Origin of the sequence: Rhizobium altiplani (assembly GCF_001542405.1) — a bacterium.
Taxonomy (GTDB): Bacteria; Pseudomonadota; Alphaproteobacteria; order Rhizobiales; family Rhizobiaceae; genus Rhizobium; species Rhizobium altiplani.
The window spans coordinates 1-12,054 of the sequence record NZ_LNCD01000126.1 but is presented as its reverse complement, the minus strand read 5'-3'; the positions used below and the strand labels follow the sequence as shown (position 1 = coordinate 12,054).

The 12,054-nt window shown below is 56.9% G+C and carries 8 protein-coding genes and 4 pseudogenes; 9 read left to right on the top strand and 3 right to left on the bottom strand.

From position 1 onward, the window contains the following. Positions 1-194, bottom strand: a 194-nt coding sequence (locus tag AS026_RS42810; protein WP_205634470.1) for a hypothetical protein, incomplete at its 3' end; no start/stop codon positions are given. 219 nt (positions 195-413) lie between these two features. Here AS026_RS42810 and AS026_RS31545 point away from each other — a divergent pair. Further along, a complete protein-coding gene (locus tag AS026_RS31545) occupies positions 414-2,519 on the top strand; it encodes a recombinase family protein (RefSeq protein WP_028749699.1) in 2,106 nt (701 codons plus the stop codon). Continuing rightward, a pseudogene (locus AS026_RS40685) lies at positions 2,518-2,751 on the top strand (ATP-binding protein); the annotation flags it as partial. The gene AS026_RS31545 and the pseudogene AS026_RS40685, both read left to right, overlap by 2 nt. A gap of 53 nt (positions 2,752-2,804) precedes the next feature. Here the strand turns inward: AS026_RS40685 and AS026_RS40680 are convergent. Both AS026_RS40680 and panD read right to left on the bottom strand, forming a co-directional pair. Next, positions 2,805-3,054, bottom strand: a pseudogene (locus tag AS026_RS40680) (transposase); the annotation flags it as partial. 131 nt (positions 3,055-3,185) lie between these two features. Beyond that, entirely contained in the window at positions 3,186-3,635 is a 450-nt protein-coding gene (panD, locus tag AS026_RS31540; RefSeq protein ID WP_028749552.1) for an aspartate 1-decarboxylase, read from the bottom strand. A 472-nt stretch (positions 3,636-4,107) separates the two neighbouring features. Here panD and ectB point away from each other — a divergent pair, with 472 nt between their 5' ends. The 7 genes and pseudogenes from ectB (at position 4,108) to AS026_RS31505 (ending at position 12,002) form a co-directional block, all read left to right on the top strand. Next, entirely contained in the window at positions 4,108-5,382 is a 1,275-nt protein-coding gene (gene ectB, locus AS026_RS31535; RefSeq protein WP_028749551.1) for a diaminobutyrate--2-oxoglutarate transaminase, read from the top strand. A gap of 320 nt (positions 5,383-5,702) precedes the next feature. Beyond that, positions 5,703-6,710, top strand: a pseudogene (locus AS026_RS38915) (IS110 family RNA-guided transposase). Positions 6,711-6,898: 188 nt separating this feature from the next. Beyond that, entirely contained in the window at positions 6,899-8,197 is a 1,299-nt protein-coding gene (locus AS026_RS31520; protein ID WP_028749550.1) for an LLM class flavin-dependent oxidoreductase, read from the top strand. Between the two features lie 494 nt (positions 8,198-8,691). Continuing rightward, a pseudogene (gene nifH / locus AS026_RS44685) lies at positions 8,692-8,781 on the top strand (nitrogenase reductase); the annotation flags it as partial. Positions 8,782-8,858: 77 nt separating this feature from the next. After that, positions 8,859-9,818 carry a Rossmann-fold NAD(P)-binding domain-containing protein gene (locus AS026_RS31515; protein WP_028749549.1) on the top strand — a complete coding sequence of 320 codons (960 nt, stop codon included), beginning with the start codon at positions 8,859-8,861 and terminating at the stop codon, positions 9,816-9,818. A 98-nt stretch (positions 9,819-9,916) separates the two neighbouring features. Beyond that, positions 9,917-10,882, top strand: a complete 966-nt coding sequence (locus AS026_RS31510) for an ornithine cyclodeaminase family protein (protein WP_028749548.1) — start codon at positions 9,917-9,919, stop codon at positions 10,880-10,882. 277 nt (positions 10,883-11,159) lie between these two features. Further along, positions 11,160-12,002, top strand: coding sequence for a transporter substrate-binding domain-containing protein (locus AS026_RS31505; protein ID WP_062370411.1), 843 nt, complete (start codon positions 11,160-11,162; stop codon positions 12,000-12,002). Positions 12,003-12,054 lie beyond the last annotated feature (52 nt).

Here is a 12,054-nt window from a genome sequence, read left to right as displayed (position 1 = left end):
GAGCTGGTGTCGGTCCAGTCCGGCCGCGGTGCGGCATTCGTTGTCGTTCGATTACCTGACGGACGCCGCCGTTCAATTCGCCGATCGATAACCGATCTTGTAACCGCTTCGCCGGAAGCGCGAAGCGAGTCGAAGTCGGCGCCTCGCATCAGCGTTCGAACCCTGCTCACATTGATGCACCATTTGAACAGCATGGTTACCTCCCGTTCCAAGGAGGTGATTCGCGATGAACGTGCAATCAAAACCGTACCGCGTAGCGTCTCAGTCCCTCGTAAAGCTTCTTACCCCGAGCACGACAGTCCCGCGTCCGTGGCTCGATCTGCCGCCGGAGACGCGGAAACAACTTGCTCAAAAACTTGCCCCCCTGTTGATGCGGATGCGGTCAATACGCGCGCCGACAAAGGTGGATCGGCATGCTGAGAGCGACGAATAACCCGGACGAGCGCGTCACGGCCGAGCATCGCGGCAAGCTCGCCTACATCTATGTCCGCCAGTCTTCCGTAAACCAGGTGCGCCATCATCAGGAAAGCACGGAGTTGCAGTATCGTCTGATCGATCGTGCCGTCGCTCTTGGCTGGCCACATGAACGCGTGCACGTCATCGATGAAGATCTCGGCAAATCCGGTTCGGGCTGCGTCGAGCGAGAGGGCTTCAAGAAGCTAATCGCGGAGATCGGGCTGGGAAACGCGGGGCTTGTCATCAGTCTTGACGCCTCCCGGCTCGCCCGTAACAACCGCGACTGGCATCAACTCCTCGATCTGTGCTCATTGTTTGGCGTCATCATCGCTGACGGCGAACGGCTCTACGATCCGTGCGCTTATCACGACCGCCTGCTGCTGGGCTTGTCCGGCATCATGAGCGAGGCGGAGCTGCACCAGATCAAGCAACGCCTGCATCAGGGTGAGCGCCAGAAAGCGGCACGCGGCGAATTGCGCCTTGGCCTTCCCGCCGGATTGGCTTACGACCGCTCAGGCCAAATCATCCTCAACCCCGATGAGGAGGTGCAGGCAAGGCTGTGCCTGGTCTTCAGCAAATTCCGCGAGTTAGGAAGCGCGCGGGCAGTGATGCGCTACCTACGCAAGGAGAATTTGCCGTTGCCAATGCGCCCCCTTCGTGGTCCGGCGCCGCACGAAGTGGTTTGGCGTGAGGCCAGCAACCCGCGGGTGCTCAGCATTCTCCATAATCCCGGCTATGCTGGGGCCTATGTCTATGGTCGGCGGCGGCAGACGGGTGGACGCGTTCGCCAGGACGTTTATCGTCCGCGGACGACTAAGGTCCCCATCGCGGACTGGGAGGTCTGTTTGGAAGCGGCCCATCCTGGTTACATCGGCTGGGAGCAGTTCATGGAGAACCAACGGCGATTGGAGAACAACATCAACCGCTACGAAGCCGGCCATTCGGGCTTGCCGCGCAAGGGCGCCGCGCTGCTGCAGGGCATCGCTGTCTGCGGGCGGTGCGGTCGCCGGATGAGTTTGCGCTATAGCGGCCCTGCGGGAAACTATCCCGTCTACGCATGCCGCGCCGACCGCGGCCACGACGGAGGGCCGTTATGCCAGGAGGTGCGCGCTCTGCCGGTCGATGCACGCGTCGAAAGCATTCTACTCGAGGCTCTGACGCCGGACAGGATTGCTATCGCCGTCGCCGCACTGGGCCAGATGGAAGAGGAGGCCCGTCAACTCGAGCGTCAATGGGCTCTGCGGCGCGAACGTGCGCGCTACGAGGCGGAAAGGGCACGGCGCCAATATGATGCAGTCGAGCCAGAGAACCGCTTGGTGGCCCGTTCGCTGGAACGCGGATGGGAGGAAAAGTTGCGCGCGGCCGCGGCCATCGAGCAGGACTATGAACGGTGGCGGTCCGACGAGCCCCTGGTTCTCAGCGAGGCAGATCGCGACGGGTTATTGGCACTCGGAGAGAACCTGCCTGGCATCTGGCATGCCCCATTGACCACGGCGGCCGAGCGAAAGAGCATCTTACGCCTCATTATCTGCGAGGTCGTTCTCGATCAAAAACGGCTGCAAGGACAGGTCTGGATCAAGATCTTGTGGCAAACGGGAGCGACGAGCGAGCACTCTGTCCAAAGGCGCGTTCATACCTATGGCGACTATATCGATATCGACAAATTACGAGCGCGCGTGACGGAGCTGAACGCCGCAGGCAAAATGGACAAGGAAATTGCGTCGGTACTGAACGCGGAAGGCTTCCGTGCCGCACAGAATTGCGCCTTCAAAGGTGACAATGTCTGGCTCTTGCGCAGGCGTTGGGGCATTCCAACCGTCAAAATCAACGGAACGAGCTCCAACCCCGTCAGGTGGCCAGACGGAACCTATTCCGTTCAAGGAGCTGCTGCAGCTCTTGGCATTACGCCGCAGACCATCTTCAAATACCTGGCACGAGGCCTGATTCAAGGCCGGCAGCTAGTGAAAGGACAACCATGGCAGATCGAACTGATGGAGGACCAGATCGACATTCTACGCGCTCGCGCTCAACGCAATAGACGATCGAGGAAACAGGCATCATGAAATCATCGGTGACGCCGTGGTCGCCACAGCCTTGTTCGACAGACTTTTGCATCATGCCGTCGTCGTTCAAATCGAGGGTTCAAGCTACAGGCTGCGCCAACATGCCGAATTGATGCCTGAACACCTGCGATCCAAGGCTTTAATCACACCGCCGTCTTTCGCCCCGCCACGCTGCCCACGCGTAAGGCCACCCAAAAATACCCAATTCTCCACGTGGTCCGGAGCGCCATAAACTGGGGATTTTTACTTCGGCACTTCTGCGGTCTCAGGGTCGGAAGTCTGCGGACTCTGGCTCATCACCACACTGGCTTCGCACACCTTCTGATAAAGCGCATCGAAGATCCGGTAGGCAAACGGCTCTTGCAGCGGGCGCTCGGCAAAGGTCTTCAGTCTCTCGTCCAGCTGTTAAACGGATCGATGATGCCGAGAAGGCATTACCGCAGAGCTCCTCGATGGTCGCCTTGACGTTCCGCGTCGACACGCCTTGCACCTACATATCCGCCAACGTCGCCACCAGCGCCCGCTCGGGGCGCTGCCTGAGACGGCGAAGTCAGAAGGAGCCGGTGTCCGGGAAATCCGCAGGCCCGGACCTGGGAGGGCGAAGCCCACTGAGATAGCTACTCGACCAGTTCTTGATGTCCTACGCCTTAAATGTGATCAGTCACCCTATCCCCGCCCCGGAACCTTCAGGGCGTTTACGCCGGGAGAGCCTTTGTTAACCGCGAATGTCATGGTTCCATCATCCCGGGTGCTGGCATCGTAGAACATGCGGTCGCGGATGGAATTATCTCGGTCGAACGTCAGCACTCGCGGTTTGATTATTGCGATCTTATGCTCCTCGATGTAAGTGGATGAGCAAATGATTATCTCATCACCGACTTGGCAGGTACGTGCAGCGGCTCCGTTGAGCACACAGCAACGAGAACCCCTTTCGCCATAAATGACATATGTGCTGATTCGCGCGCCTGAATCTCTATTCCAGATCTCAACGAATTCCAGCGGAAGAATACCCGCCTCATCACAGTGATCTGGATCTAGAGTTATTGATCCGTAGTAGTTCAGATCCGCGCCGGTCACGGTGATGCCATGAAGCTTGGCTGCGACTACTTTTCTCATCTACGATATCCTCTTCTGGTTACGGAGCGCCATCCGGCAGACCTGACATGTGCCGTTGCTTCGGTCGATTCCCCAGTCGCCCGTGAGATGGATGTTCAGCGGCAGATTTGCCTACTCGCAACCAAAGCAAAACTAGTGCCAACCTGCCTAACCGAGCCTATGGGGTTGACTACCCCGTCGCGGCCCTCGCTTATGCACCATAGTTCTGGGGTTGCAGGGGGCGTGCGCAGCGGGCAGGTGCAACTGAGCTTGTCTCGATACCTAGTTGGCATGAGGCAAAGACGAAGACCGACCAATAGGGATCCTACCATCTTAGGTAGGCGCACGAGCCGAGGTTGACGTTTATATTGGCAAAGTGATCGCCGGAATTCCGGTTGGAAAACTGGCGCGTGGAGCCGCCCAGCTCGCATTGACCAGTTCACCCGTATGGGCTGGGGCGTCGCAATGCCATCGCTCTGGTGGGAGGAAGATTATGTTTCAAGAGAATAGCTCCAGCTCACTCGTTGCCTTCGAAACCCTGGAGTCAAACGTACGCTCATATTCGCGCTTCTTTCCTGCTGTATTCAGGAAGGCCGCGGGAGCCATTCTCGAGGACGAGAATGGTCGTAAGTTTATCGATTTTCTCTCTGGTGCGGCCGTCCTTAACTACGGGCACAACGATCCCGATGTTCTGGGCGATGCCATTCAATACTTAAAAAATAACGGAATCATCCACGCCTTAGACATGGCTACGTCAGCCAAAAGAGAGTTTATGGAGTACTTCAATAGTACAATATTGAGACCCCGTGATCTGAGATACAAATTGCAATTTACCGGTCCAACCGGCGCCAATGCCGTGGAGGCTGCGTTGAAACTCGCACGCAAGGCTACTGGGCGGCACAGCATAATTTCCTTCACAAATGGCTTTCATGGAGTGAGCTTGGGGGCGCTTGCGGTGACCGGCAATCGATACTACCGAGGTGCAGCGGGTCTTCCTCCAACCGGTGCAGTGTTTATGCCCTACGACGGGTATTGGGGAGCCGATAATGATACTTCGGAATATCTGGCCAGCGTACTTGCTGATGCCAGCAGTGGTGTCGATATGCCGGCAGCTATCATCCTGGAAACTATACAAGGCGAGGGAGGCATCAACCCTGCGAGCGCAAACTGGTTGCAGTCGGTCGAGCGGCTTTGCAGAAAGAACGACATCCTCCTGATTGTTGATGACATCCAGGCGGGCTGCGGACGCACGAGCAATTTTTTCAGCTTTGAGTTCGCGCATATATCCCCAGATATCGTTCTTTTGTCGAAGTCCCTCAGTGGCTGTGGGCTGCCGCTATCCGTTTTGCTGCTTAAATCCGAATTAGACGTTTGGCGACCCGGCGAACACATCGGGACTTTCAGAGGCAATAATCTTGCGCTCGTGACGGCGACTGCTGCATTGAAAAAATACTGGACTACTGAAAAGCTGGCTGCGCGTGTTACGGAGACCGGATGCATCATGAGCGAGCGCCTTCGGCACGTCGCTCAAAGCAACCGCGTCTATAGCCTTTCTGAGCGCGGAAGAGGCATGATGCTGGGGCTAGATTGCAAAACAGGCGAGCTGGCCGAGAAAATCGTCCGCAGGGCATTTGAAGATGGGCTGATGGTAGAGCGATGCGGTGCGGAGAACCAGGTTATAAAGCTTCTTCCGCCTTTAACGATTGACGAGCAGACGGTTCAGCGTGGTCTGGACATTCTGGACAAGGCCGTGCATGCAAGCACCTAAAGCAGGTCACGGTCCGATGCATGGCAAGGCCAAAAAACCGCAAGCCTATCCATTCAACCTTTGTTGTTTGAAGAGATATGACGGTGAACAAGATGGCAGGCGCTGTATCACTCAGACCAGCCTACACTCTAAACTCTGATCTCCCTCTGCCTCTCAAAAGGACGGGTTAATAGAGCCGTGGCGCTCGGCGATGACTATCCTGCTCTGAACCAGTCCCGTGGCCGCCCAATTTTGCTGATGGGGTGGATGCCAGCCTTCCCCGACGGCATCGCAATGGGTCATGTTGTGGTGTTAGCGCCACGCAAGGGAGAGGCAGGCTCATGGAAACAGCTACCATCATCGGGGTGGATCTGGCAAAGAACGTCTTTCAGCTCCACGGGGCCGCAGAAGACGGATCTGTCGTGTTCCGCAGGAAGCTGTCGCGCCTGCAAATTTGCAAGTTCATGGCGAGCCATCCGCCTTGTGTTGTGGCGATGGAAGCGTGTGGCAGCTCCCCTACTGGGCCCGGCAAATGGCTCGATTTGGCCATGCGCCAAGGCTGATTGCGCCGAGCTATGTCAACCCTTCATCAAGCGCCAGAAGGACGACGCCGCAGATGCGGAGGCGATCGTCGAGCAACACAACGATGCGCTTTGTCGAACCGAAAACCGAGGGGCAGCAGTCCCGGGCCATCGTGTTTCGCACCAGAGAACAGTTGGTGAATCAGCGAACCGAATTGGTCAATGCGTTGCGCGCGCACCTCTATGAGTTCGGTTATGTTGCTCCGCAGGGCATCGGCCACCTATGGCGTCTGGCAGAGATTGTCGAGGACGAGAGCACAGAACTGCCTGTTCTGGTCCGCGACATCTGCCGCGACATACCGGACCAGATCGACCAGTTTGAGCACTCGGCTCGCGGCATTGAAGAGGAGGATCGACGCGCTGTCCAAGGAAGCTTCGACTTCTCGACGCTTGCAAACCATGTCGGCCCTATCACTGCCCTAGCCATCGAAACCTTTCCACCGCCGATGCAGACCTTCAAATGCGGTCGCGATTTTGCCGCTTGGCTCGGGCCGGTCCCGCGGCAGAAGTCGACCGGCGGCAAGCAACGATGAGGGAAGGTTCGAAGATGGGCCAGCGCGATATTCGGCGGCTGCTCATTATCGGCGCAATGGCTGTGGTTCGATGGGCATCTCGGAGGGGCGCGCCCGACGGCTCCTGGCTTGCCCGCTTAATGGTGAAGAAATCGCGTATGCTGGTGGCGCGCTGGCCAACAAGATGGCGCGCGGTATCTGGGCCATGCTGACGAAACAGGAGAATTACCGGAACCCGGCAACGGTGCCTGTGTGATCCGCAGCGCAGTCGAGACCGGGACGTCGGGGAAGTAAGGAATGTCCTGAATCTATCGAGAGCTACAAGGATTCGACGTTGCGGACAGTGGCACCTTTGTGCTTGCGCAGCTACACGTTTTTGGCTGGCACGTCGCTTGCGTCGGTGCGCCCCATATATAGATCAAAGCGATACCGAAGGAGCCCAGAATGTCGCGCCAGATGAAATTGCTAGCGTTCCTCATGGCGGGGCCAACTTGCCATCACCACGCTATGTGGAGGCATCCCGAAACAGAGAACAGGTTTCTCGACCCGGCATTCTGGGAAACGCTGGCGCGGACGCTCGAGGTTGGCAGATTTGACGGACTCTTCTTGGCCGATACCCTATCCTTCTACGACGAAACCATCATGGCGCGAGGCGGGCAGATGTCGCTGCTCGATCCTGTACCCCTCGTAGCCATTATGGCCCGGGCGACATCGCGAATTGGGTTTTGCGTGACCATACCGGCGAATTCCCAGGATCCCTACACGGTTGCTCGCCTGCTTTCATCACTGGATGTGCTGAGCGGCGGCCGCGTGGCCTGGAATATAGAGACGGCGCCAACCGTATGGGCAGCACAGAACCTCGGTAAGGAGGAGCTCTTGCCATGCGATGAACGCTACGACCGCGCCGAGGAGCTTCTAAAAATCTCTCTTGATATGTGGAAGGGGTGGGCAAATGGCGCGATTGTCGTAGATAAGGAAAGTGGCGATTTCCTTGACGAGAAGAAGATGCACCGCACCGAGATCGCCGGAAAATTCCTAGGGGCAAGGGGCATGCTTCCCGTTCCGCCCAGTCCTCAGCAGCACCCTGTCATAATGCAGGCTGGATCCTCCCCGCGCGGGCGCGATTTTGCTATTACCTACGCGGATCTTGTCTTTACGCTCCAGCATTCGTTGCCGGACATGCAGAATTTCTATGCCGACATGAAGGATCGCCTCGATAAGGCGGGGCGAAATCCCAGTGATTGCGCTGTCCTCGTCTTGGTGGACCCCATTTTAGGCGAAACAGAATCAATCGCCCTCGAGAAGCAGGCTTACATCAATGCTCTGGTCGACACTCGCCTCGGCATCGCCCTCGTGTCGGCCCATACTGGCCTTGACCTGTCGCACCATCCGACAGACAGGCCAATTCGAGACATCCAGGCGGAAGCCGGTTCGTGCGAATCTTTCGAAGCCCTCGTTCAAGGGACTAAGGCTGGCCTCACGCTCGGCGAAGTGGCCAGGCGTTTCGCTACAAGCGACCGTTGCCCTCAAATCGTCGGAACGCCAGAGAGTGTGGCCGACGAGCTTCAGGATATCTTCGGAAACAACGGTTGCGATGGCTTTATTGTGACGCCGACCGTAATGCCCGGCTCCTTTGAGGCCTTTGCTCGGTCAGTCGTCCCGATCCTCCAGAAGCGCGGAGTTTTCCGCAGGGATTATCCGGGCACGACACTGAGGGAAACCATCAAGGCACAATCTTGCTAATCTCTTTCACGTTGGACGCGAGCTCGAACACGCTTCGCGTCGCCAGAGGCATTTACTGTGCCAAAAGAGAGACGCCGTTCAAGCAATGGGGTGGATCCCCCACCAGCTATGTTGCATATCAGGTATCGTTCGACAGGGCACGTGCGGGTGCGGCGGGATGCGCGTGAGTTCTACTCGCCTGCGGGGAATCTGGAGGGCGTTAGTCCTACGAAAACGTCATGAAACCGACAACTCTCAGGTTTGTCGGGGACAGTGGGATAAGCCCCCGCGCGTCCTGCCGCAGGCTCATTAAGCAATTGGACTGACATGCAGAAAAATTCCTTCTGAGCTCTTTCCGCGTAGTTGGCACGCTTCTTGGGAATCTCTCGTTGTGAGGCAGCACAAGCTGCTGACTGCTACGACATCGCTCGATGTACCAGAGGAAATCAACATGTCAGATCTGCATCACTTTCATGCAAATCCACCACCCTCCGAAAACACGCTCGCCGCCCTTCCTCATTGCTGGCTGCGGTCCCAAAGCCGACCCCACCCGCCTAATCCTGTACTCGAAGGCGCAGGATACAATCCTGCATCTCGGGGCGAACTTGAGTGGAAGCTCTCGAAATCGAAGGCTTTCCAAGTCGACTTCCGCTTGGGCTTCAATCAACTTCAGGAGGGAATAATGAGCGAACTCCTTGGCCTTTATATTGACCACCAGATGACGGCGCCTTTGGCCGTGGCGCAGCATTCGGCGAAGATTAAACCACTTGCGACCCACCTTGCGAGAAGTGGGGTTTTCTCGGTTACAACCTGCGCGCGAGTCGAGGTCTATGGCGAGGAGGCCGCACTCAGAAACATCGATCGCACTATATTTTCCGGCTTTTCATGCGAACGCATTGAAGGTGTAGCAGCAATTGCTCGACGTCTCGCCGAGATTGCATCCGGCGCTCATTCCCAGATCCTCGGTGAGAGTAACATCAGCGATCAGCTCGCGAAGGCTATCGAATTTGTTAATCCAAATCTCCCGGTGTTCAAGATTGCATCGTTAGCAATTGATATGGGTCGTGCCGCACGCCAGCGCCAACGATTCATCGCATCGTTCAACTACGATCAGATCGTCCGAGATATCATAGCTCATCGATTTTCGAGTGGAGAACTACCCGATCGCCTTTATATTGTTGGGGCAGGTATGCTTGGGCGCGGGCTGATCAGGAGTGGCGTTGGAGAGCGATTCCGTTCCACAATAGTCGTAACGCGGAACCCTAAGAATCTTCGCAAACGACTTCGGTCGTGGAATGACATAGAAGTTGCGCTCATGCGCCCGGCAGAGATTGGGTACGGATGCGAACCACGGTCGGTCGTTGTCATCGCAACTGCCGATGTAAATGATGAATACGAAGCCACTCTTCAGAACGCTCTTCTGCGGTTGCAGCCGCGCGCCATTATTGATCTTTCGTCAATCCCGGTCCTGTCGGATGACACGATCGGGGAGCTCAACTATGTGAGCATGTACCACGAAGAATTCCTCCGGTTCATCGAACAAAACAATAGGCAGCTGGCTCCGAAATTGCCACTGGTGTTTTCCGACATCGAGGCAACGCTCCGAACGGCACAGGCCGAGCTTTCCGCGGCGGCAACGTAGCCGAACGATAACTCGCGTAGCACATGCGGAGCTACCCGTTCCAAACTGGAGACCGAAATTATTCCAGCGCCGGTCTCAGCACAGAGGAGATGAGTTATATGACGACGTCTGTTGTAAGATGGCTGAGCCGAAATGACGTCGCACAGACGAATTTGCCGTTCGCCTCAGCTCTAGAGGTCGTCGAAGCGACGCTTCGTGATCACGGCAATGGCGCATTCGAGAACCCGCCCAAGATCGGCGTCCATCCGAAGCACGACGCATTCATTCATGCAATGGCTGGCTGGCTTACCAAGCAACGCCGAGCCGGTCTTAAATGGCTTGCCGGTTACTCCAGCAACCATAGAATTGGCTTGCCAAACATAACAGGGCTTTTAGTGTTAAACGATCCGGACACTGGCCTTCCAATCTGCGTGATGGATGCGGCCTATCTGACTGCAGTTCGTGCAGCGGCAGTGTCGGCTATCACCAGCAAGTATCTGTCGCCGCCGCACGTGGACAGCATAGCGGTAATCGGTGCTGGTCTTCAGGGCCTCTACCACGTAAAAATGATGTCTTTGATTCATCCTGCTGCCGAATTCCAAATCGTGGATATTAACGATAGTGCCGTGAGACGGTTGGTTGAACAGACCAATTCCGCAGCAACAGTAGTTCACGTGAAAGAGGCTGAGGCCGCGATCCGCACCGCCGACGTCGTAGTGACCGCCACTAGTCGATTAGAAGACGTTGCATTCCGTTTCGAATGGGTCAAAGAGGCCAGCCTAGTTCTGCCTGTCCATGTCCGCGGATGGTCACAGGATATAACGACGGCTTCCGATGTATTGTTGACTGACGACGTTGAGCAATTCAAAAGCTACATCATTGCTACAGGCTCTCCTTATGGGGATATTTCCCGAGTTCTTGGATCTGTCAGCGATGTCATCGCCGGACGGGTCGCCGGCAGGTGCTGCAACGCTGACCGCATTGCCGTGTTCAATGTCGGCCTCGCATTGCATGATGTCGCCATGGGTTCAGCAATACTCGACATTGCAGAGCAGCACGGCTTGGGGACGATCGTGTCCTACTAGAGGAAGGATGTATGGTAAATCGGGTTGAGCCCGTCCGAAGGGGCATGACACCCCTCCTTGACGCTGACATCAGCGATGTGAAGTGGGCTTTCCTCGGCGTCTCTTCTTGCCTCTACAACCCACCGCCGGCGCCTTGGCAAAGATCATCTGGCTCCTGAACGCCCTCGGGTGGGCAGCCCTGTATCCAACGTTGACGAACGGCGACGGCCACCTTGCAGAACGCCATTCGCACAAGGCTTGAGCCGCTCGGGCCGCGATGAAAGTATAGGAGACGTCTATGAACCGTTGGACAAGTGCACTCGTCGCTGCTGCAATCAGCTTAGCAACCGTGATCGGCCCGGCCTCCGTCCCGGCTCGAGCAGAGGACCTCTCTCTGGTACTCGAGCGCATAAAGGCGAGTGGAAAATTGAAGTTTCCGGTTATGGTCGCAGAGGAGCCGGGCTACATCAAAGATCCGCGCACAGGGGAGTGGAGTGGCTTCTTTGTGGATTGGGGCAAGGATATCGCCACCCTGCTCGACGTGAAGCTCGAATATTACGAAACCACTTGGGGCAACCTTGCTGCCGATTTCCAAGCCGGCAAGATTGATCTCGCAGTGGGACTGAATCCCAATCCCCGTCGCGGTCTCGTTGTCGACTACGTACCAGGAGCCATCGTCGAAGGAATTTGGGTGCTGGCCGCCCGACCGGGCTTCGAGCCCAAGACCTGGCGTGAAATGGACAACAAGGAAACCCGCATTGCCGTACAAAAGGGCGGCACGATGCAGGTCATTGCCGAGGCGGTCATCCCCAACGCCACTCTCGACGTCGTTCCTACGCGCGATCAGGCCGTTCTAGAACTCCAGTCGGGCAAAGTAGACGCCATCATTCTCGCGGATCAGGATGCTGCCTTGCTGGATGCCAAGGGCATCGCCAAAGCCGTCGTGCCCATGCCGCTCCTGCGTAGTCCTTCAACCATCGGGATTCGCCGCGAACCGGGCAATGAAGGCTTTCAGAACTTTCTGGCCAACTGGATGTCGCAGCAGAACACACTGGGTTTCGCTTGCTCGCGCATTACCCGCAGCTTGCTCGACCGCGGCATCGACATGAAGGTAGTTCCGCAGTCGGGAAAGTATTGCTGACATGCGTACCAACCGTCTCTTCACCGTCATCGACAGCCACACGGCGGGACAT

What these genes read in the sequence shown, in the direction of transcription:
- AS026_RS31515 (WP_028749549.1), top strand. Translation starts at nt 8,859, where the DNA reads ATGAGCGAACTCCTTGGCCTTTATATTGACCACCAGATGACGGCGCCT.
- panD (WP_028749552.1), bottom strand. Translation starts at nt 3,635, where the DNA reads ATGAGAAAAGTAGTCGCAGCCAAGCTTCATGGCATCACCGTGACCGGC.
- ectB (WP_028749551.1), top strand. Translation starts at nt 4,108, where the DNA reads ATGTTTCAAGAGAATAGCTCCAGCTCACTCGTTGCCTTCGAAACCCTG.
- AS026_RS31505 (WP_062370411.1), top strand. Translation starts at nt 11,160, where the DNA reads ATGAACCGTTGGACAAGTGCACTCGTCGCTGCTGCAATCAGCTTAGCA.
- AS026_RS31520 (WP_028749550.1), top strand. Translation starts at nt 6,899, where the DNA reads ATGTCGCGCCAGATGAAATTGCTAGCGTTCCTCATGGCGGGGCCAACT.
- AS026_RS31545 (WP_028749699.1), top strand. Translation starts at nt 414, where the DNA reads ATGCTGAGAGCGACGAATAACCCGGACGAGCGCGTCACGGCCGAGCAT.
- AS026_RS31510 (WP_028749548.1), top strand. Translation starts at nt 9,917, where the DNA reads ATGACGACGTCTGTTGTAAGATGGCTGAGCCGAAATGACGTCGCACAG.